The following is an 18,791-nucleotide window of genomic DNA, read 5'->3' as shown; positions in this document are numbered from 1 at the left end:
TCATGATGGCATGATAGAGTGACGACAGGTTCCCTTTAATGGAGTTCGTCAACGTTTATGATACGTTTCGCAGTTGTTGGCACAAACTGGATCACCAAGCAGTTTGTCGATGCCGCCCATGAAACCGGCAAATATAAACTTACCGCCATCTACTCCCGCAGCCTCGAACAGGCGCAAGCCTTCGCCAATGACTATCCGGTCGAGCATCTGTTTACCTCGCTCGATGAGCTGGCACAGAGCCCTGACGTTGACGCGGTCTATATTGCCAGCCCGAACTCGCTGCACTTCCCGCAGACCCGGCTGTTCCTGAGCCACAAAAAGCACGTCATTTGCGAAAAGCCGCTGGCATCGAACCTGCAGGAAGTCGAGGCGGCGATAGCGCTGGCGAAAGAAAATAACGTTGTGCTGTTTGAAGCCTTTAAAACCGCCAGTCTGCCTAACTTTCTGCTACTGAAAGAGACGCTTCCTAAAGCGGGCAAACTGCGCAAAGCCTTCATCAACTACTGTCAGTACTCCTCGCGCTATCAGCGCTACCTTGACGGCGAAAACCCCAACACCTTTAACCCGGCGTTCTCTAACGGTTCGATTATGGATATCGGCTTCTATTGCCTGGCGTCCGCTGTGGCGTTATGGGGCGAACCGCGGGCCGTTCTTGCCACCGCCAGCCTGCTGGACAGCGGCGTAGACGCCCAGGGCACCGTGGTGCTGAGCTATGGCGACTTCGACGTGACGCTGCATCACTCCAAAGTTAGCGATTCCGCGATCCCCAGTGAAATCCAGGGCGAAGACGGCACATTAGTGATCGAAAAAATCTCCGAATGCCAGAAGCTGGCGTTTGTGCCGCGCGGCGGCAAAGCCCAGGACCTGACGCAGCCCCAGCACATTAATACTATGCTGTATGAGGCGGAGACCTTTGCGCGCCTGGTGGAGACACAGGATGTCAATCACCCGGGTCTGACCGTGAGCCGTATTACGGCAAAACTGTCGAGCGAAATTCGTCGCCAGACCGGAGTGATCTTCCCGGCCGATACGCAGCCGCTGGCGTAAAAGAGTGTAAAGGCCGGACCGGCCGCCATTGACGAAAACCGCCCTGTGACATATTTTGTTACGTGCAAAGGGGAGTAACTTCCTTGCCGGTTGATCGTCATTACGATGCGTGCAATACCGCATCCGGTCGCCGGGCAATAACCAAAGCCCATCGCGATGTACTTTGGTTGTTGTAAGTGAGACCTTGCCGGAAGGCGAGGTCTATGCATAAAAGCGCAGCGGCTGCCGTCTTCCGACGTCAGCCGTTTTGTTTTTATGTAAGGAATATCAAATGAATACTGTCGGCACGCCGTTGCTATGGGGTGGATTCGCTGTCGTCGTCGCGATCATGTTGGCAATCGATCTGCTGCTTCAGGGACGACGCGGTTCGCATAGCATGACCATGAAGCAGGCCGCGGGCTGGTCAATCCTCTGGGTCACGCTTTCTCTGCTGTTCAACGCCGCCTTCTGGTGGTATCTGGTACAAACCCAGGGCCGGGCCGTCGCTGACCCGCAGGCCTTAGCCTTCCTCACCGGTTATCTGATTGAGAAAGCGCTGGCGGTCGATAACGTCTTCGTCTGGTTGATGCTGTTCAGCTATTTCGCCGTACCGCCTGCTCTGCAGCGCCGGGTACTGGTGTATGGCGTGCTGGGCGCAATTGTTCTGCGTACCATCATGATCTTCGCCGGCAGCTGGCTGATTTCCCAGTTTGACTGGCTGCTGTACGTCTTCGGCGCCTTCCTGCTTTTTACCGGCGTGAAGATGGCGCTGGCGAAAGAAGATGACTCCGGCATCGGCGATAAACCACTGGTGCGCTGGATCCGCAGCCATCTGCGAATGACGGATAAAATCGAGAGCGAGCGCTTCTTCACCCGTAAAAACGGGGTGCTGTTCGCCACGCCGCTGCTGCTGGTGCTGATCCTGGTGGAACTGAGCGATGTGATTTTCGCCGTCGACAGTATCCCGGCGATCTTCGCGGTCACCACCGATCCGTTTATCGTCCTGACCTCAAACCTGTTCGCGATCCTCGGCCTGCGCGCCATGTACTTCCTGCTGGCGGGGGTCGCCGAGCGCTTCTCGATGCTCAAATACGGTCTGTCGGTGATCCTGGTGTTTATTGGCGTGAAGATGCTGATCGTCGACTTCTACCATATCCCGGTCGCCATCTCGCTGGGCGTAGTAGGAGGCATCCTGGCCGTCACGCTGCTGATTAACGCCTGGGTCAACAAGCAACACGACAAGCAGCGCAAACTGCCTGAGTAATCTGCACAACGCGCCGTCGGCCATCGCCGACGGCAATCTCTGCTCATGTCACAGTTATGTTACTACATAGTTAAAAAACAAGATCCAGATTAAAATCACAGCATTTTACGCTTCCCGCCCGCCATTCTTTCCGTATACTCGACTATGCAAACATCTACTTACATCCTGACATAAACGTAACAAATAATACGTGGCTGGGATGGCTTGCTACATCACTGGAAGGAATGAATTATGACCACACGCACTCCCCCATCGGGGTGGATCTCACGCCTGGCGCAAGGCAGCCTGGTGAAACAAATTTTAATCGGTCTGGTGCTTGGCGTGCTGCTGGCGCTGGTCTCTAAGCCAGCGGCTATCGCTGTTGGCCTGCTGGGGACTCTGTTCGTCGGCGCGTTAAAGGCGGTGGCGCCGGTGCTGGTATTGATGCTGGTGATGGCCTCCATCGCTAACCATCAGCACGGACAAAAAACCAGTATTCGCCCCATTCTGTTTCTCTATCTGCTGGGCACCTTCAGCGCGGCGCTGACCGCGGTGTTGTTTAGTTTTGTCTTTCCGTCGACTCTGCATTTAACCACCGCCGCCGACAGCATCACGCCGCCGTCGGGGATTGTCGAAGTGCTGCGCGGCCTGCTGATGAGCATGGTATCCAACCCGATCGACGCCCTGCTGAACGCCAACTATATCGGCATTCTGGTGTGGGCGGTGGGGCTGGGCTTCGCCCTGCGTCACGGTAACGACACCACCAAAAACCTGATCAACGATGTCTCCCACGCGGTGACCTTCATCGTCAAAGTGGTGATCCGTTTTGCACCGCTGGGGATCTTCGGTCTGGTCTCTTCCACCCTGGCGACCACCGGTTTCGAGACCCTGTGGGGCTACGCCCAGCTACTGCTGGTGCTGGTCGGCTGTATGCTGCTGGTAGCGCTGGTGATTAACCCGCTGCTGGTGTTCTGGAAAATCCGCCGTAACCCCTATCCGCTGGTGCTGACCTGCCTGCGCGAAAGCGGCGTCTACGCGTTCTTCACCCGCAGCTCCGCCGCCAATATTCCGGTGAATATGGCGCTGTGTGAAAAGCTGAATCTGGATCGCGATACCTATTCGGTCTCCATTCCACTGGGGGCGACCATCAATATGGCGGGCGCGGCGATCACGATCACCGTGCTGACGCTGGCGGCGGTGCATACGCTGAATGTTCCGGTGGATCTGCCGACGGCGCTGCTGCTGAGCGTGGTCGCTTCGCTGTGCGCCTGCGGCGCCTCCGGCGTGGCGGGCGGTTCGCTGCTGCTGATCCCGCTGGCCTGTAATATGTTTGGGATCCCGAACGATGTGGCGATGCAGGTGGTTGCCGTCGGCTTTATTATCGGCGTGCTGCAGGATTCCTGCGAAACGGCGCTCAACTCCTCAACCGACGCCCTGTTTACCGCCGCGGCCTGCATAGCAGAAGATGACCAGCTGGCGAAAAACGCCCTGCGCAGCTAATGCCTTTCCCCTCCGCTATCGGGCGGAGGGGCTCTCTTCCTGGACTGCGTTTTCAACCTTAAACGGATCGATACCGCGCTTTTGCATCCGGCGGAAGCGAATGATATTCAGCCCGTTGACGATCAGAAAACTGCCTTCAATCAGCGTCCCACCAATCGAACCCAACCACAGATTATGCGTGACCCAGCAGGCGGTGGAGCACCACATCACGCAGCGGACGGTCAGCCCTTTGCAACGAAACAGCGCCCAGGTGCTGGCGACGGTGCCAATGATCGGCAGCAGCTCCATGGCATGCTGCAGTTTGCCCAAGCCGAGGATCAGCGTCAGGAGGATAAAGACGGTCATCACCCACAGGCTACGGGTGCGTAAGGAAATGACCGTACGTAGCGCATTGAGCCCGGCGCTCATTCCGGCCGACCCGGCGCCCATCAGGAAAAAATGGACGCCGATAATAGCGCTATAGACCGCCAGCTGTAGCCTGAAACGGCGTTCATCGCGGTTGATAAAGGTGGTAATGCCGATAAGAAAGGCGATGACGCCGACCCCCTGGGCCAGCCAATACGCGGTCATGAAAGCTCCCTGACTGAAAAAAACAAACGGCGCTTCACTGGCTGAAACGCCGCTGTTACGAGCCCGATGGCGTTACGCTATCAGGCCGATACACGTTCTACGCCCCTGGGCGCCAATGTGAATACACCTTTACAGGGTAACACCGCTTTTAAAGATGGCCAGTTCGCGGAAGTCATTCTGTTCATTACAGGTCGGTTTACCGTTAGCGAAAGCCACAATGGCATCCACAAACTCCTCCAGCAGCTGCGGCATCGCTTTGCCATGGATCAGCTGCCCGGCATCAAAGTCGATCCAGTGCTTTTTCTTCGCCGCCAGTTCGCTGTTGGTGGCGATCTTCACCGTCGGCACAAAGCCGCCGTACGGCGTGCCGCGTCCGGTGCTAAACAACACCATATGACAGCCGGCGCCGGCCAGCGCGCTGGTGGCGACCGCATCGTTGCCCGGCGCGCTCAGCAAATTCAGACCATGAACCTTCAGGCGCTCGCCGTAGCGCAGGACATCCACCACCTGGCTGGAACCCGCTTTCTGAGTACAGCCCAGCGACTTATCTTCCAGGGTGGTGATCCCCCCGGCTTTGTTACCCGGGGAAGGGTTTTCGTAAATAGGCTGGTCGTGTGCGATAAAGTACTGCTTAAAGTCATTGACCATGGTCACCAGCTTGTCGAAGGTCGCTTCGTCACGGCAGTGACTCATCAGCAGCTGTTCAGCACCGAACATCTCCGGCACTTCGGTCAGCACGGTGGTGCCGCCGTTGGCGATCACATAGTCTGAGAAGCGGCCCAGCATCGGGTTAGCGGTAATGCCCGACAGGCCGTCCGATCCCCCGCACTCGAGACCAAACTTCAGCTCGCTCAATTTACCCGGCTGGCGTTTATCCTGACGCATCACTTCATACAGCTGATGCAGATGCGCAACCCCCGCTTCCACTTCATCGTCCTGGTGCTGGCAAACCATAAAGTGCACACGCTGCGGGTCAAACTCGCCCAGCGTTTCGCGAAAGGCATCCACCTGGTTGTTTTCACAGCCAAGGCCAACCACCAGTACCGCCCCGGCGTTCGGGTGACGAACCATATTTTGCAGCATGGTGCGAGTGTTGATGTGGTCATCCCCAAGCTGCGAGCAGCCATAGGTGTGGCTGAAGAGATGCACCCCATCGATATCCTCAGCGCCATACGTCTCTTTCAGGAAACGGTTCTGCATTTGTCTGGCCATCGCGTTGACGCAGCCGACGGTCGGCAGGATCCACAGCTCATTGCGCACGCCGACGTCACCGTTGGCGCGACGATAAATCTGCACTTCGCGATCCGCAGGCTGTGGCGGTTGGGCAACACGGTCCGGTTGATAGCGATACGCGTCAAGGTCGCTGAGATTGGTGCGCGTATTGTGCGCATGAACATGCTCGCCCGGCGCGATATCCGCCAGCGCATGGCCAATCGGCAATCCGTACTTAACGACGTTTTCCCCTTTCGCGATAGCGCGCAGTGCAAACTTGTGGCCGCGAACGATATCCTGGCCGAGGGTGACCGAATCCTTATCAATCGTCACCACACTACCGGCAGCGATATCCGCCAGCGCGACCGCGACGTTATCCTGCGAATGGATTTTAATGTATTGCATATCAACCGACCTCTGGCCTTAGTTCAGTTCAATGGCGAAATAGTCACGCGCATTGTTAAAGCAAATGTTTTTCACCATCTCGCCCAGCAGCGCGATATCCGCAGGCGCTTCGCCGGCAGCCACCCAGCGGCCGATCATCTGGCACAGAATGCGGCGGAAGTATTCGTGGCGCGTGTAGGAGAGGAAGCTGCGGCTGTCGGTCAGCATCCCGACGAAGCGGCTCAGCAGGCCGAGCTGCGCCAGCTGGGTCATCTGCCGCTCCATGCCGTCTTTCTGATCGTTGAACCACCAGCCGGAGCCGAACTGCATCTTGCCTGGCATGCCTTCACCCTGGAAGTTACCGATCATGGTGCCCAGCACTTCGTTATCGCGCGGGTTCAGGCAGTAGAGAATGGTTTTCGGCAGCAGGTTTTCTTCGTTCTGCTTGCTCAGCAGCTTAGACAGCTCTTCCGCCATCGGGCGATCGTTGATCGAATCGAAGCCCACATCCGGGCCTAACAGTTTGAACTGACGCAGGTTGTTGTTACGCAGCGCACCGATATGGTACTGCTGTACCCAACCGCGACGGGCATATTCTGCGCCGAGGAACACCAGCACCGCGGTTTTGAACTGCGCCACTTCGTGTTCGCTGAGGGTCTCGCCAGCCAGACGGCGCGCCAGAATGGCGTCCAGCTCGGCGTCGGTCGCTTCCGCAAACAGCACCACGTCCAGCGCGTGGTCGGAGACCTTGCAGCCGTGTGCGGCAAAGTGGTCCAGACGTTTGGTCAGAGCGCTTTGCAGGTCCGCAAAACGGCGAATATCGGTATCGGACACCTCACCCAGCTTCGCCATGTAGTCATTAAAGGTCGCCTGTTCAATGTTGAATGCTTTATCCGGGCGCCAGCTCGGCAGCACTTTGATATCAAAGGAGGTATCTTTGGCGACAACCGCATGGTGCTCGAGAGAATCAATCGGATCGTCGGTGGTACCGACCATCTTCACATTCATCTGCTTCATGATCCCGCGGGCGGAGAAGGCGTCCTGAGCCAGTAAATCATTGCACTGGTCCCAGATCTCATCGGCGGTGGATGGAGACAACAGCTTACCTGTAATACCAAAAGGGCGACGCAGCTCTAAATGGGTCCAGTGGTATAACGGGTTGCCAATAGTGTGCGGCACCGTTGCCGCCCAGGCGTCAAATTTCTCGCGATCGGACGCATCACCGGTACACAGACGCTCCGGTACGCCGTTAGTGCGCATTGCGCGCCATTTGTAGTGATCGCCTTTCAGCCAGATGTCATACAGATTTTTGAAGCGATAGTTTTCGGCAACCTGCTGCGGCGGAAGGTGGCAATGGTAGTCGAAAATCGGCTGATCTTTGGCGTAATCGTGGTACAGACGGCGAGCAAATTCGGTATCGAGTAGAAAATCTTCAGTCATAAACGGTGTCATTCGCGTGTCCTCTTCGCTCCGTAGCGGGAGCCTTTCAGATGATTGACTACAATGCTGACAAAGTTATCACACCAATTTCTACAGACCGAGCTGTTTTTCGTGAGTTAGATCAATAAACGTCGATAAAAAAACGACCGCCTCATTGGAAAACACCCCGGCAGGGCGCGCCATCTCTGGCTTTCCCGGTAAGGGCTAAAGACCACACTAACTTTCCCACTTTTGTGACAGCACTCAACTTTTAAAGTTGTATGACAAGTTATCTTTCTGCCGTCGCAACATATAAACCGACGGAATGCATTACCGGTGTTTATGGCATCGGCTTATACGGAATGGACACCGACTTTCAACATAACAACTGATGGTAAGGTTCGGGCCAGAGGGGGATCCCCCCTCCTGAACCCTCCGTTTCGCTTTCCCGACCGCGTATTGCCGTCAGGAAAGGCCGCACCTGATGCGGAAAGATAACAGACGATGAGGTTTACATGCGTAAAATTAAAGGGTTACGTTGGTACATGATTGCGCTGGTGACGCTAGGCACCGTGCTGGGCTACCTGACCCGTAACACCGTGGCGGCGGCCGCGCCGACGCTGATGGAAGAGTTACACATCTCGACTCAACAGTACTCCTATATCATTGCAGCCTATTCCGCTGCCTACACCGTCATGCAGCCTGTCGCGGGTTACGTCCTCGATATTCTCGGGACCAAAATCGGCTATGCCTTCTTTGCTATCGCCTGGGCGATATTCTGCGGCTCAACCGCGCTGGCAGGCAGCTGGGGCGGCCTGGCGCTGGCTCGCGGCGCAGTCGGCGCAGCGGAAGCCGCGATGATCCCTGCCGGGCTGAAAGCCAGTTCTGAATGGTTCCCGGCAAAAGAGCGCTCTATCGCGGTGGGCTACTTCAACGTCGGTTCCTCTATTGGCGCCATGATCGCGCCGCCGTTGGTGGTGTGGGCGATTGTCATGCACAGCTGGCAGATGGCGTTCATCATCTCCGGGGTATTGAGCTTCGCCTGGGCCATCGCCTGGCTTATCTTCTACAAACACCCGCGCGACCAGAAAAAATTATCTGACGAAGAACGCGACTACATCATTGGCGGTCAGGAGTCTCAGCATCAGACCAATAACGCGAAGAAAATGTCGCCGTGGCAGATCCTGCGCAACCGTCAGTTCTGGGGTATCGCCCTGCCGCGCTTCCTCGCCGAGCCGGCCTGGGGGACCTTTAACGCCTGGATCCCGCTGTTCATGTTTAAGGTTTACGGCTTTAACCTGAAAGAGATCGCGATGTTCGCCTGGATGCCGATGCTGTTCGCCGACCTCGGCTGCATCGTGGGCGGTTACCTGCCGCCGCTGTTCCAGCGCTGGTTTGGCGTCAACCTGATCGTGTCGCGTAAAATGGTGGTCACCATGGGCGCCCTGCTGATGATTGGCCCGGGGATGATCGGCCTGTTCACCAGCCCGTACGTGGCGATTGCCCTGCTGTGCATCGGCGGGTTCGCTCACCAGGCGCTGTCCGGGGCGCTGATCACCCTCTCTTCCGACGTCTTTGGCCGTAACGAAGTCGCTACCGCCAACGGTCTGACCGGGATGGCCGCCTGGCTGGCGAGCACCATGTTCGCCCTGGTTGTCGGCGCGCTGGCAGACACCATCGGCTTCAGCCCGCTGTTTGCGGTACTGGCCGTCTTTGACCTGCTGGGCGCGCTGGTTATCTGGACGGTGCTGAAAAACAAACCGGCTGACGATGACTCGACGCCGCTTAGCAGCCGCAAACCCGCCACGCAGAGTTAGATCATGTGCTGATATGACCACTTATCGAGCCGCCTTCTCAGGCGGCTTTTTCATGCCTGCCAGTGGTGGAAAGCGTGTAAAAGTGGTATAACAAATCGAATATTGTCGCCATCTTGCGGGAGCGAATATGGAAATCATTGAACCACGCCGTCTGTATCAGCAGCTTGCCGCTGAGCTGAAGACGCGCATCGAACAAGGTGTCTACCTTGTAGGGGATAAGCTGCCCGCCGAGCGCTTTATCGCCGATGAAAAAAACGTCAGCCGCACCGTGGTTCGTGAAGCCATTATCATGCTGGAAGTGGAAGGGTATGTCGAAGTCCGCAAAGGGTCGGGTATTCATGTCATCTCCAACCATCCCAAGTACCAGCAGGTGGCCGATGAAAGCCTTGAATTCGCCAACTATGGCCCTTTTGAACTCCTGCAGGCGCGGCAGCTAATTGAAAGCAATATTGCTGAATTCGCGGCGACTCAGGTGACCAAACAGGACATCATGAAGCTGATGGAGATTCAGGAGAAAGCGCGCAACGAGAAGTGTTTCCGCGACTCCGAGTGGGATCTCCAGTTCCACGTCCAGGTGGCGCTGGCCACGCAGAACAGTGCGCTGGCGGCGATCGTGGAAAAAATGTGGACCCAGCGCGTGCATAACCCGTACTGGAAAAAGCTGCATGAGCATATCGACCTGCGCACGGTCGATAACTGGTGCGACGATCACGATCAGATCCTGAAAGCCCTGCTGCGTAAAGATCCCAACGCCGCCAAGCTGGCGATGTGGCAGCATCTGGAAAATACCAAGCAAATGCTGTTTAACGAAACCAGCGATGACTTTGAATTTAATGCCGATCGCTACTTATTTGCCGATAATCCGGTAGTTCATCTCGATACGGCGGCCAACAGCGCGAAATAAGCGCTTATCCTGACGGCGCGCGGCCCCTGCGCGCCTGCCCCCCAGGCCGGCTGGAGTAAGTAAAACATATATAGTGTCAGCCTGTGTAAATCCTCTCGCCTCCCACCGCCGCAATCAGCAAAATCAACGAGCAACACCTTGCAATTTCTCTGACGTAAAGTCAGCTGATTTGTTACAATTAGATGCATTTTGCCGTTCTGGGGGTAAGTGTTTACTTACTTCAGTCTTATACAGGGAAGCGTTCAGAGCGCCTAAGCAGCGACCAAAATCTCATAAAAATCTTGTCGCCCAACATGCCACGCGCTCAGACGTGCCGTTAACCGATGTACCAGGAATCGTGAATGGAACTTTTAACCCAGTTATTGAATGCCTTGTGGGCTCAGGATTACGAAACGCTCGCGAATCCCTCCATGATTGGCATGCTGTATTTTGTCTTGTTTATGATTTTGTTCCTTGAGAACGGGTTACTGCCTGCCGCGTTTTTACCGGGGGATAGTCTGCTTGTGCTCGTGGGCGTGCTGATCGCCAAAGGGGCGATGGGCTTTCCGGAAACCTTGCTGCTGCTTACCGCCGCCGCCAGCCTCGGCTGCTGGCTGAGCTACATTCAGGGGCGCTGGCTGGGCAATACGCGGATCGTGCAAAACTGGCTGTCGCATCTGCCCTCTCACTATCATCAACGCGCGCATCACCTGTTTCATAAGCATGGGCTCTCCGCGCTGCTGATCGGCCGCTTTATCGCCTTCGTGCGTACGCTGTTGCCGACGATTGCCGGCCTTTCAGGCCTCAATAACGCTCGCTTTCAGTTCTTTAACTGGATGAGCGGCCTGCTGTGGGTGCTCATCCTGACCTCGCTGGGCTATCTGCTGGGCAAAACCCCGGTATTCCTCAAGTATGAAGATCAGCTGATGTCCTGCCTGATGCTCCTTCCGGTCGCGCTGCTGGTCTTCGGACTGATCGGCTCGCTGGTGGTGCTGTGGAAGAAAAAATACAGAAGCCGGGGCTAATGATGGTCATTAAACGCCCCTCCCTGCGCCAGCTGAGCTGGCTGCTGGGTGGCTCTCTTGTGCTCTGCGCGCTGTTCTGGCTCTGGCTGGCAGTGCAGCAGCAGGAGGCCACGCTGGCGATCCGTCCGGTTGGCCAGGGCGTCAGCATGCCGGACGGCTTCTCCGTCTGGCATCATCTCGACGCCAACGGTATCCGCTTTAAGAGCATTACGCCGCAAAAAGATGGCCTGCTGATTAAGTTCGACTCCACCGCCCAGGGCGCGGCGGCGAAAGAGGTTCTCGGTCGCGCTCTGCCACATGGTTATATTATTGCCCTGCTGGAGGACGATAACTCGGCCACCGCCTGGTTATCCCGTCTGCGCGACGCGCCTCACCGGCTCGGGTAAACTACCGCCTTACTGCGTTTTTTACGCAGTCTGGTGGTTTCCTGCATTTGTTACTATGCTTAAACCTGCGGGAATCAACGCATTCCCGTTCACCATCGGGAACGGGTATATCCTCCGGGTATACCCTCAGACAATGGAAGGTACTATCCATGAAACACCGCATCGCTCTGCTTCTGGCCCTGACTTCACTTAGCGCCAGCGCCATAGCAGCCTCTCCCTGCCAGGAAAAAGAGCAGGATATTCAACGAGAGATCAGCTATGCCGAAAAGCATCATAATCAAAGTCGCATTGATGGGCTAAATACCGCGCTACGTCAGGTACGGGAAAACTGCAGCGACAGTAAACTCAAAGCCGATCATCAGCAAAAAATTGCCAAACAGCGGGAAGAGATCGCTGAACGTCAGCGCGATCTGCAGGAAGCCCGGAAGAAAGGCGATGCGGACAAAATCAACAAACGCCAGCATAAACTCAATGAAGCGCAACAGGAGTTAAAAACGCTGGAGTCTCGGGACTACTAATAACAGTTAACTTTCGCAACACGGACCACGCTACAGGAGAACGACATGGCTAAAGAGAATGTGACTGACGACCTTCGTGCAGAACTGAAAACGCTGGCGGATACCCTGGAGGAAGTTCTGAATTCCTCAGCGGACAAGTCGAAAGAAGAGATTGGTAAACTGCGTAGTAAAGCAGAGAGCGCGCTAAAAGAGAGTCGTGCCCGCCTGGGTGAAACCAGCGATGCGATTTTGCGTCAAACGCGCGAGACCGCCGCGCGGGCGGATGATTATGTTCGCGAAAATCCGTGGACAGGAGTCGGGATTGGTGCCGCCGTCGGGCTGGTGCTGGGTGTCCTGCTGTCGCGTCGCTGATTATGGCGAATACTCAACACACGCAGGGGCCAGGCCAGCGCGTGTTCTCCATTGGCCAGCGTATCGTCACGCTGCTGGCCGAAATGGTGGAAACACGGCTGCGCCTGGTCGTCGTGGAGCTGGAGGAGGAGAAAGCCAACCTCTTCCAGCTGCTGATCATGACCGGACTGACGCTGCTGTTTGCCGCGTTTGGCCTCATGAGTCTGCTGGTGCTGGTTATCTGGGCCGTTGACGCCCAGTACCGCCTGCACGTCATGATCGCCACCACCGTCGTTCTGCTCCTCGCCGCCGCGATCGTGGGTATCCTTACCCTACGTAAGGCGCGCCGCTCCACGCTGCTGCGCCTGACGCGTAAAGAGCTGGAGAACGACCGTGCCCTTCTGGAGGACGATAAACCGTGAATGGCCGACAGGAGCGTGAACGGCAAAAGGCGCTGCTGCTGCGCCAGATCCAGCAGCAACGACTGGAGCTTAGCGCCTGTCGTCGCCACTGGCTGGAGGCGACAGCGCCCCTCGATCGCGGCTGGCATACGCTGCTGAGTTTACGTTCGTGGCTGATGGTTGGCAGCGGTTTGATGGCCGTCTGGTCCATACGACACCCGCACTTTTTGATGCGCTGGACCAAACGCGGTCTCGGACTGTGGAGCACCTGGCGGATGGTCCGCGGGATCCTGCGCCAGTCGTCAACACACTAGCAGCCCGGAGCGCGGGCGCTTATCCCGGCGCCCCGCTCTGCCATTTCCCCGTCCGATACAATACGCCGTTCGCGGCAGACGGGGCCTTCGCCGCAACCCGCGGTTAGCCCCCCTCAGATCTCAATTCATTCCGCTCAGCCACCCGATATCGGGACGGGTAGTTCCCCTCGTCGCCAGAAAATTTCTCCTCACCGCACTTATTGCTCAGAAACTTTGAAGAAGATCTACAGTTTTCCTTGCTAACAATTCCCTCTCCGCCTCGTTACTATCCTCTCCATCGACAGCAACACCGTGTAACCACGCGGGATTGCGCTAAAAAACAAAACTGCCGCCCTTTGGGTTTTCTGGAGTAAGAAATGAAAAAATTAGAAGATGTTGGTGTACTGGTAGCGCGTATTCTGATGCCGATTCTGTTTATCACTGCAGGATGGGGCAAAATCACTGGTTACGCCGGAACCCAGCAGTATATGGAAGCCATGGGCGTGCCGGGAGCACTGCTGCCGTTGACCATTCTCCTTGAATTCGGCGGCGGTCTGGCGATTCTGTTCGGTTTCCTGACCCGTACCACCGCGTTGTTCACCGCAGGCTTTACGCTGCTGACCGCGTTCCTGTTCCACAGCAACTTTGCGGAAGGCGTGAACTCGCTGATGTTCATGAAAAACCTGACCATTGCTGGCGGTTATCTGCTGCTGGCCATTACCGGACCGGGCGCATTCAGCATCGACCGCGTACTGAATAAAAAGTGGTAAGCGCACTATACTGAGTAAAAATCTAAAAAAAGCGAGGGGATATCTCCTCGCTTTTGCTATCTGCAGGAGGAAGTAATGGGACAATTAGTCGACGGCGTCTGGCAAGATACCTGGTATGACACCAAATCCACCGGAGGACGATTCAAGCGTTCCGTTTCGGCCTTCCGTAACTGGCTCACGGCCGATGGCGCGCCGGGGCCTGCGGGCGAAGGTGGCTTTGCCGCGGAAAAAGACCGTTATCATCTGTATGTTTCTTTAGCCTGCCCGTGGGCGCACCGCACGTTAATTCTGCGCAAGCTGAAAGGACTGGAACCCTTTATATCCGTCTCCGTGGTCAATCCGCTGATGCTGGAAAACGGCTGGACCTTCGCCGATGATTTCCCTGGTGCTACCGGCGACCAGCTCTATCATCATCAGTTCCTCTATCAGCTCTATCTGCAGGCTGACCCGCACTATACCGGTCGCGTCACGGTCCCGGTATTGTGGGACAAAAAGCAGCAGACCATCGTCAGCAATGAGTCGGCAGAAATCATCCGCATGTTTAATACCGCCTTCGATGGTCTGGGCGCCAGAGCCGGGGATTACTATCCGCCGGCGCTGCGGGAAAAAATCGATGAACTGAACGGCTGGATCTACGACAACGTCAACAACGGCGTGTATAAGGCCGGCTTTGCCACCAGCCAGCAGGCTTACGACGAAGCGGTCGAGGCGGTCTTTACTTCACTGGAGCGGCTGGAGCAGATCCTCGGTCAGCATCGTTACCTGACGGGAAATCAGCTGACGGAAGCCGATATTCGCCTGTGGACCACGCTGGTACGGTTCGACCCGGTATATGTGACGCATTTTAAATGCGACAAACGGCGCATTAGCGATTATCTCAACCTGTACGGTTTTCTGCGCGACATCTACCAGATGCCCGGCATCGCGGAGACGGTGAGTATTCCGCATATCCGCCACCACTATTACCGCAGCCATAAAACCATTAATCCAACCGGCATTATCTCCATTGGACCGCAACAGGATCTCAACGAACCCCACGGCCGCGATCAGCGCTTCCGTTGATCTTTCGGGCGCCAGTGATGGCGCCCAATAATTCAGAAAACAGATATTTACCCACCATTCATTCACGTCTATTCTTATTGCGATCGCTTAAAAAACAAGTGATTGACGGTTAATTGAGGCGTAGAAATGGACTGGTATCTCAAGGCATTAAAAAACTATATAGGATTTGGCGGCCGTGCGCGGCGCAAAGAGTACTGGATGTTTATTCTGGTCAACCTCATCCTGACCGGCGTATTGAGCATCATCGATAAAATGCTGGGCTGGCAGCGGGCGGGCGGCGAAGGCATTCTGACGACCATCTATGGCGTACTGGTCTTTTTACCGTGGTGGGCGGTGCAGTTTCGGCGTCTGCATGACACCGACCGCTCAGCCTGGTGGCTGCTGCTGCTGTTGATCCCGGTCATCGGCTGGCTGGTGATCCTGATCTTTAACTGCCAGCGCGGCACCGAAGGCAACAATCGCTTCGGACCCGATCCGAAACCCTTCTCCTATTAATCTTCCCGCTCCTCCCGCTAGCGGGAGGAGCGTCTTCTCGACTAGCGTCCCGCAAACAGCTTAGGGATTTCGCGCAGACACCAGGACTTCGCCTCGCCCATACTGTCCCGCCGCCAGGCCATGATTATGTCAATTTCATTGGTGTATTCCGGGCTGACGACCCGCAGACGCCCTTCGGCAATATCCTTCTCCACCAGCGGATAGGGCATGGTCGCCACGCCTAGCCCGGCCAGCAGTGCCTGGCGCTTATCTTCAATGGTACTCACCGTTAAGCGCGGCTGTTTATCCAGCAGCTGAACGGTAAGGACGGGCCGCTCGCGTGCGGTATCCGCTACTGCGACGCCGCGGTATTTCACGCGGGTCACTTCCGAGAGCGGTTCCGGCTCCTGGTGGATCGGGTGATCCGGCGCCGCGACGTACACACTGAGCACCGAATAGAGTTTGCGCGAGTTAATCTCCGAGGAGGAACGAAAATGCATATCCGGCGCGACAACAATATCCGCCCGCCCCTGCTCCAGCCGCTCCCAGGCGCCGGCCAGCACCTCGGTGATAATCGACAACTGCGTATTAGATTTGGTCGCCAGTTTTTCAATTAGCGGAAACAGATCCGGGGTGGGCACCAGCGCTTCGGTGACGATCGTCAGGTGGGTTTCCCAACCGCGCGACAACGCTTCCGCATCGGTGGTGAGTTTATCCGCCGCTTCGAGCAGCACGCGCCCGCGTTCCAGGAGCATCCGTCCAACGTTGGTGAACTTCGTGCGATGACCTGAGCGGTCAAACAGCACCACGTCCAGCTCCTCTTCCAGTTTTTGCATGGTATAGCTCAGGGCGGAAGGCACGCGTCCCAGCTCATCAGCCGCGGCAGCAAAGCTCCCACGGCGGTCGATCGCATCCATCACACGCAACGCTTCCAGCGTTAATGCTCTCTCTTTGGCCATCGCTTTCTCATTCAGGAAATTTGAACATACCGGGCAGAATATCTGGCTAACAATACAGCGTCCATACCTTTACCATTGATTTAGTGTAAAGAGAGGTCAAGAACATGATTACTACCCGAACAGCCAAACAATGCGGACAAGCAGACTTCGGCTGGCTGCAGGCCCGCTACACCTTCTCCTTTGGCCACTACTTCGACCCGAAATTACTGGGCTTCGCGTCCTTGCGCGTCCTCAACCAGGAAGTGCTGGCGCCCGGCGCTTCCTTCCAGGCCAGGACGTACCCAAAAGTCGATATCCTGAACCTGATTCTGGAAGGCGAAGCGGAATATCGCGACAGCGACGGCAACCACGTGCAGGCCAAAGCCGGTGAAGCGCTGCTTATCGCCACCCAGCCTGGCGTGAGCTATAGCGAGCATAATCTGAGCAAAGAGCAGTCGTTAACGCGAATGCAGCTGTGGCTCGACGCTTGCCCGCAGCGGGAAAACCCGCTACAGCAGAAAACCGAAGTGGTGAGCGCACCGCTGCAGCTGCTGGCCTCGCCGGAGGGAGAGAACGGCAGTCTCCAGCTTCGCCAGCAGGCCTGGGTCTACCATATCGCACTGGAGAAAGGAGAGCAGATTAGCGTGCAGCTACATGGTCCACGGGCTTATCTACAGTCGATTCACGGCACCGTCCATGCCGTCGCGCAGGAACAACAAAAACAGGCTCTCACCTGTGGTGACGGCGCATTTATTCGTGACGAAGCTAACATTACCCTCGTCGCCGATACGCCGCTGCGCGCTTTGCTGATAGATTTACCGGTGTAACAACGGAAGGGATGGAGTCTGTCAGTGAGTAAAAAGAAAAACAGAAAAAAGGCGTCCCCGACGCCATCAGCCCCGACGCAGCCGGAAACCGCCGGCGTCGTCAGCTTTGGTTATGATGAGATGCTGAGCGAACTGGAAGCCATTGTTGTCGAAGCGGAGATTCGTCTGCGGGATGAAGAAAGTCTCGCCTGAAAAGGCAATATCAATGATTCGATTTTCGTTTATAGCCTGAAGATAATATCGGCCCCGAAAGGGGCCGATGGCATTATTCGCTCAGCGCGTCGGCAAGATCTTTTTTCACCTGGGTACGCTGCTCCGGCGTCAGGACCTGATTCACATCGAAATAATACTTCACGCGGTAATAACGCACCTGCTGATCGATCTTACTGAAGGCAGCCAGCTGATCCTTGACCGCCTTTTCATCCCATTTTCCGGAATCAATCACGTTAATCAGGGCGCCATCTTTAATGTCTTGCTGCGAAATCTGTTGAACATTATTTTCCAGTTGCTGATGCAGGCTTTTAATTTTCGCAACCTGATCGCTGGTGAGTTTTAAGTGCTGGACAATAGGGTCCTGCGCTGGCGCTGGCGCCGCCTGCACGTCCGCGGCTTGCGCAGACAGAGAGAAACCGGTAGTCAGAAGGGCTGCAAACGCAATACGGGTCATTAATTTCATTGTTTTATCCTGAAGTGAAAGTGTCTGAAATAGCGGTTTATTATTTTACAGTTGGTAGTGAATAAATGTAAAAAATAATACCTAAAGATTATTCACAGCGTGCACCTGATCACAAACCATTCAATACATAAGAAATTCAAATGTTCTCACCAAATGAATTCATATGAAAAATACCACGTTTATATAAAATGACTTTAGCGCTTATCACGGAAATTAATTGACAGTAGCCACGGTTGCTTTATTTAATTAGCGAGAAAGATGTCATACATAAAAGCAGGGATATCATTTTTAAAATATATAAGGAGATAGTTATGTTATTACGCACTCGCGTATTACCGCTGTTTTTTGTCATCTCGCTGTTAAGCGGCTGCGGCCTGGCTTCTAAAGCCTTTTATTCCGCGGGAGACAAATTATTTCAACCGGGAGATGACGCCGTCGCTTCGATGCAGACGTATTCAGTCGCCCAGTTCCTGCAGCCGTTTACCCTCAACCCGGCGAAGGCCAGCAGCGATTATCTGGGCAAATGGGTCAAGGTGCGCGGCGTGATTGTCGACATTCGCCGAATGAGCGGTATCGCCGGCAGCTACTATTTTACCGTGACCATGCGAGATGAACAGAATAAAACGGATAAACGTCTGACCTTCAATTTTGGCTCACATAACAGCGCAGACGTTGAGGCGTTAAGCAACGGCAGCATCGCCACGATCGTCGGTCAGGTTCATCAGGTGCAAGATTCCACGATCCCGACGCTACAGAATCCTAAGGTGGTTAAATAACGGTAACTGACCAATAAGCCGCGTTCTTTTGGTATAGCGTCGTGGACAGTCATTCATCCTGCTTCCGGTATTCGAATAGCAAAAACCCCGCCGGAGCGGGGTTTTTGCATAAAGAGGTGAAACTGACCGATAAGCCGCGTTCTTTTGGTATAGCGTCGTGGACAGTCATTCATCCTGTTCCCGCTATCCGAATAGTCAAAACCCCGCCGGAGCAGGGTTTTAGCGTAAAAGGTGAAACTGACCGATAAGCCGCGTTCTTTT

23 protein-coding genes are annotated in these 18,791 nt (G+C 55.5%); 17 read left to right on the top strand and 6 right to left on the bottom strand.

Annotation, left to right across the window (positions count from 1 at the left end; all coding sequences use genetic code 11):
- Positions 1 to 57 precede the first annotated feature (57 nt).
- The 3 genes from HMPREF3096_RS13000 (at position 58) to sstT (ending at position 3,769) form a co-directional block, all read left to right on the top strand.
- Positions 58 to 1,047, top strand: a complete 990-nt coding sequence (locus HMPREF3096_RS13000; protein ID WP_012967191.1) for a Gfo/Idh/MocA family protein — start codon at positions 58 to 60, stop codon at positions 1,045 to 1,047.
- A gap of 271 nt (positions 1,048 to 1,318) precedes the next feature.
- Positions 1,319 to 2,290, top strand: a complete 972-nt coding sequence (locus HMPREF3096_RS12995; RefSeq protein ID WP_008806577.1) for a TerC family protein — start codon at positions 1,319 to 1,321, stop codon at positions 2,288 to 2,290.
- A 231-nt stretch (positions 2,291 to 2,521) separates the two neighbouring features.
- Positions 2,522 to 3,769: a serine/threonine transporter SstT gene (gene sstT, locus HMPREF3096_RS12990; protein WP_070544500.1), complete on the top strand. Its 1,248-nt coding sequence runs from the start codon at positions 2,522 to 2,524 to the stop codon at positions 3,767 to 3,769.
- Between the two features lie 15 nt (positions 3,770 to 3,784).
- On the opposite strand, the gene HMPREF3096_RS12985 is transcribed toward sstT, so the two are convergent.
- The 3 genes from HMPREF3096_RS12985 to uxaC form a co-directional block, all read right to left on the bottom strand.
- The gene (locus HMPREF3096_RS12985) at positions 3,785 to 4,339 is read right to left on the bottom strand and encodes a YgjV family protein (protein ID WP_008806579.1); all 555 of its coding nucleotides are present in this window, start codon (positions 4,337 to 4,339) and stop codon (positions 3,785 to 3,787) included.
- Between the two features lie 129 nt (positions 4,340 to 4,468).
- The gene (locus HMPREF3096_RS12980; protein ID WP_008806580.1) at positions 4,469 to 5,956 is read right to left on the bottom strand and encodes a UxaA family hydrolase; all 1,488 of its coding nucleotides are present in this window, start codon (positions 5,954 to 5,956) and stop codon (positions 4,469 to 4,471) included.
- A gap of 18 nt (positions 5,957 to 5,974) precedes the next feature.
- Complete coding sequence (gene uxaC / locus HMPREF3096_RS12975) at positions 5,975 to 7,387, bottom strand: glucuronate isomerase (protein ID WP_012967190.1); 1,413 nt, start codon at positions 7,385 to 7,387, stop codon at positions 5,975 to 5,977.
- A gap of 482 nt (positions 7,388 to 7,869) precedes the next feature.
- On the opposite strand from uxaC, the gene HMPREF3096_RS12970 reads away from it, so the two are divergent.
- The 11 genes from HMPREF3096_RS12970 to HMPREF3096_RS12920 all read left to right on the top strand — a co-directional run bounded on the left by HMPREF3096_RS12970 (position 7,870) and on the right by HMPREF3096_RS12920 (position 15,334).
- A complete protein-coding gene (locus HMPREF3096_RS12970) occupies positions 7,870 to 9,171 on the top strand; it encodes an MFS transporter (protein WP_008806582.1) in 1,302 nt (433 codons plus the stop codon).
- Between the two features lie 127 nt (positions 9,172 to 9,298).
- Complete coding sequence (gene exuR / locus HMPREF3096_RS12965) at positions 9,299 to 10,075, top strand: transcriptional regulator ExuR (protein WP_012967188.1); 777 nt, start codon at positions 9,299 to 9,301, stop codon at positions 10,073 to 10,075.
- A gap of 341 nt (positions 10,076 to 10,416) precedes the next feature.
- Positions 10,417 to 11,079 (top strand): DedA family general envelope maintenance protein YqjA, encoded by a 663-nt coding sequence (gene yqjA / locus HMPREF3096_RS12960; protein WP_004206121.1) that lies wholly within the window; start codon positions 10,417 to 10,419, stop codon positions 11,077 to 11,079.
- Positions 11,080 to 11,087: 8 nt separating this feature from the next.
- Positions 11,088 to 11,465 carry an EnvZ/OmpR regulon moderator MzrA gene (mzrA, locus tag HMPREF3096_RS12955; RefSeq protein ID WP_162493301.1) on the top strand — a complete coding sequence of 126 codons (378 nt, stop codon included), beginning with the start codon at positions 11,088 to 11,090 and terminating at the stop codon, positions 11,463 to 11,465.
- Between the two features lie 149 nt (positions 11,466 to 11,614).
- Positions 11,615 to 11,983: a DUF1090 domain-containing protein gene (locus HMPREF3096_RS12950; RefSeq protein WP_008806585.1), complete on the top strand. Its 369-nt coding sequence runs from the start codon at positions 11,615 to 11,617 to the stop codon at positions 11,981 to 11,983.
- A gap of 45 nt (positions 11,984 to 12,028) precedes the next feature.
- Positions 12,029 to 12,334: an ElaB/YgaM/YqjD family protein gene (locus HMPREF3096_RS12945; protein WP_008806586.1), complete on the top strand. Its 306-nt coding sequence runs from the start codon at positions 12,029 to 12,031 to the stop codon at positions 12,332 to 12,334.
- 2 nt (positions 12,335 to 12,336) lie between these two features.
- On the top strand, positions 12,337 to 12,735 hold the full coding sequence (locus HMPREF3096_RS12940) for a phage holin family protein (RefSeq protein ID WP_008806587.1): 399 nt from the start codon (positions 12,337 to 12,339) through the stop codon (positions 12,733 to 12,735).
- Positions 12,732 to 13,028, top strand: coding sequence for a YqjK-like family protein (locus HMPREF3096_RS12935; protein WP_008806588.1), 297 nt, complete (start codon positions 12,732 to 12,734; stop codon positions 13,026 to 13,028). Before HMPREF3096_RS12940 ends, HMPREF3096_RS12935 begins: the two co-directional genes overlap by 4 nt.
- 356 nt (positions 13,029 to 13,384) lie before the next feature.
- A complete protein-coding gene (locus tag HMPREF3096_RS12930; RefSeq protein ID WP_002917920.1) occupies positions 13,385 to 13,777 on the top strand; it encodes a DoxX family protein in 393 nt (130 codons plus the stop codon).
- Between the two features lie 75 nt (positions 13,778 to 13,852).
- Positions 13,853 to 14,839 (top strand): glutathione S-transferase family protein, encoded by a 987-nt coding sequence (locus HMPREF3096_RS12925; protein ID WP_008806589.1) that lies wholly within the window; start codon positions 13,853 to 13,855, stop codon positions 14,837 to 14,839.
- A 126-nt stretch (positions 14,840 to 14,965) separates the two neighbouring features.
- On the top strand, positions 14,966 to 15,334 hold the full coding sequence (locus HMPREF3096_RS12920; RefSeq protein WP_008806590.1) for a DUF805 domain-containing protein: 369 nt from the start codon (positions 14,966 to 14,968) through the stop codon (positions 15,332 to 15,334).
- 41 nt (positions 15,335 to 15,375) lie between these two features.
- Here the strand turns inward: HMPREF3096_RS12920 and HMPREF3096_RS12915 are convergent, their stop codons facing one another.
- Positions 15,376 to 16,272, bottom strand: a complete 897-nt coding sequence (locus HMPREF3096_RS12915; RefSeq protein WP_004144865.1) for a LysR family transcriptional regulator — start codon at positions 16,270 to 16,272, stop codon at positions 15,376 to 15,378.
- Positions 16,273 to 16,376: 104 nt separating this feature from the next.
- On the opposite strand from HMPREF3096_RS12915, the gene HMPREF3096_RS12910 reads away from it, so the two are divergent.
- Together HMPREF3096_RS12910 and HMPREF3096_RS30900 are read left to right on the top strand one after the other, a co-directional pair.
- Entirely contained in the window at positions 16,377 to 17,078 is a 702-nt protein-coding gene (locus HMPREF3096_RS12910) for a pirin family protein (RefSeq protein ID WP_008806591.1), read from the top strand.
- A 24-nt stretch (positions 17,079 to 17,102) separates the two neighbouring features.
- On the top strand, positions 17,103 to 17,270 hold the full coding sequence (locus HMPREF3096_RS30900; RefSeq protein ID WP_008806592.1) for a hypothetical protein: 168 nt from the start codon (positions 17,103 to 17,105) through the stop codon (positions 17,268 to 17,270).
- A gap of 73 nt (positions 17,271 to 17,343) precedes the next feature.
- Here the strand turns inward: HMPREF3096_RS30900 and HMPREF3096_RS12905 are convergent, their stop codons facing one another.
- Positions 17,344 to 17,754, bottom strand: coding sequence for a Spy/CpxP family protein refolding chaperone (locus HMPREF3096_RS12905; RefSeq protein ID WP_008806593.1), 411 nt, complete (start codon positions 17,752 to 17,754; stop codon positions 17,344 to 17,346).
- 311 nt (positions 17,755 to 18,065) lie between these two features.
- Between HMPREF3096_RS12905 and HMPREF3096_RS12900 the strand changes: the two genes are divergently transcribed.
- A complete protein-coding gene (locus HMPREF3096_RS12900; protein WP_012967186.1) occupies positions 18,066 to 18,530 on the top strand; it encodes an OB-fold putative lipoprotein in 465 nt (154 codons plus the stop codon).
- A gap of 53 nt (positions 18,531 to 18,583) precedes the next feature.
- Here the strand turns inward: HMPREF3096_RS12900 and HMPREF3096_RS31205 are convergent.
- A partial coding sequence (locus HMPREF3096_RS31205; RefSeq protein ID WP_218069937.1) for a hypothetical protein occupies positions 18,584 to 18,791 on the bottom strand: 208 nt, incomplete at its 5' end.

It is taken from the genome of Klebsiella sp. HMSC25G12, assembly GCF_001807705.1.
GTDB classification, from domain to species: Bacteria; Pseudomonadota; Gammaproteobacteria; order Enterobacterales; family Enterobacteriaceae; genus Klebsiella; species Klebsiella variicola.
Note: the sequence above shows the minus strand (reverse complement) of the source record. Positions and strands in the feature narration are given on the sequence as shown.

Bases quoted from the DNA above. Each gene is read 5' to 3' on its own strand.
- HMPREF3096_RS13000 (WP_012967191.1), top strand. From the start codon at position 58: ATGATACGTTTCGCAGTTGTTGGCACAAACTGGATCACCAAGCAGTTT.
- HMPREF3096_RS12995 (WP_008806577.1), top strand. From the start codon at position 1,319: ATGAATACTGTCGGCACGCCGTTGCTATGGGGTGGATTCGCTGTCGTC.
- sstT (WP_070544500.1), top strand. From the start codon at position 2,522: ATGACCACACGCACTCCCCCATCGGGGTGGATCTCACGCCTGGCGCAA.
- HMPREF3096_RS12985 (WP_008806579.1), bottom strand. From the start codon at position 4,339: ATGACCGCGTATTGGCTGGCCCAGGGGGTCGGCGTCATCGCCTTTCTT.
- HMPREF3096_RS12980 (WP_008806580.1), bottom strand. From the start codon at position 5,956: ATGCAATACATTAAAATCCATTCGCAGGATAACGTCGCGGTCGCGCTG.
- uxaC (WP_012967190.1), bottom strand. From the start codon at position 7,387: ATGACACCGTTTATGACTGAAGATTTTCTACTCGATACCGAATTTGCT.
- HMPREF3096_RS12970 (WP_008806582.1), top strand. From the start codon at position 7,870: ATGCGTAAAATTAAAGGGTTACGTTGGTACATGATTGCGCTGGTGACG.
- exuR (WP_012967188.1), top strand. From the start codon at position 9,299: ATGGAAATCATTGAACCACGCCGTCTGTATCAGCAGCTTGCCGCTGAG.
- yqjA (WP_004206121.1), top strand. From the start codon at position 10,417: ATGGAACTTTTAACCCAGTTATTGAATGCCTTGTGGGCTCAGGATTAC.
- HMPREF3096_RS12950 (WP_008806585.1), top strand. From the start codon at position 11,615: ATGAAACACCGCATCGCTCTGCTTCTGGCCCTGACTTCACTTAGCGCC.
- HMPREF3096_RS12945 (WP_008806586.1), top strand. From the start codon at position 12,029: ATGGCTAAAGAGAATGTGACTGACGACCTTCGTGCAGAACTGAAAACG.
- HMPREF3096_RS12940 (WP_008806587.1), top strand. From the start codon at position 12,337: ATGGCGAATACTCAACACACGCAGGGGCCAGGCCAGCGCGTGTTCTCC.
- HMPREF3096_RS12930 (WP_002917920.1), top strand. From the start codon at position 13,385: ATGAAAAAATTAGAAGATGTTGGTGTACTGGTAGCGCGTATTCTGATG.
- HMPREF3096_RS12925 (WP_008806589.1), top strand. From the start codon at position 13,853: ATGGGACAATTAGTCGACGGCGTCTGGCAAGATACCTGGTATGACACC.
- HMPREF3096_RS12920 (WP_008806590.1), top strand. From the start codon at position 14,966: ATGGACTGGTATCTCAAGGCATTAAAAAACTATATAGGATTTGGCGGC.
- HMPREF3096_RS12915 (WP_004144865.1), bottom strand. From the start codon at position 16,272: ATGGCCAAAGAGAGAGCATTAACGCTGGAAGCGTTGCGTGTGATGGAT.
- HMPREF3096_RS12910 (WP_008806591.1), top strand. From the start codon at position 16,377: ATGATTACTACCCGAACAGCCAAACAATGCGGACAAGCAGACTTCGGC.
- HMPREF3096_RS12905 (WP_008806593.1), bottom strand. From the start codon at position 17,754: ATGAAATTAATGACCCGTATTGCGTTTGCAGCCCTTCTGACTACCGGT.
- HMPREF3096_RS12900 (WP_012967186.1), top strand. From the start codon at position 18,066: ATGTTATTACGCACTCGCGTATTACCGCTGTTTTTTGTCATCTCGCTG.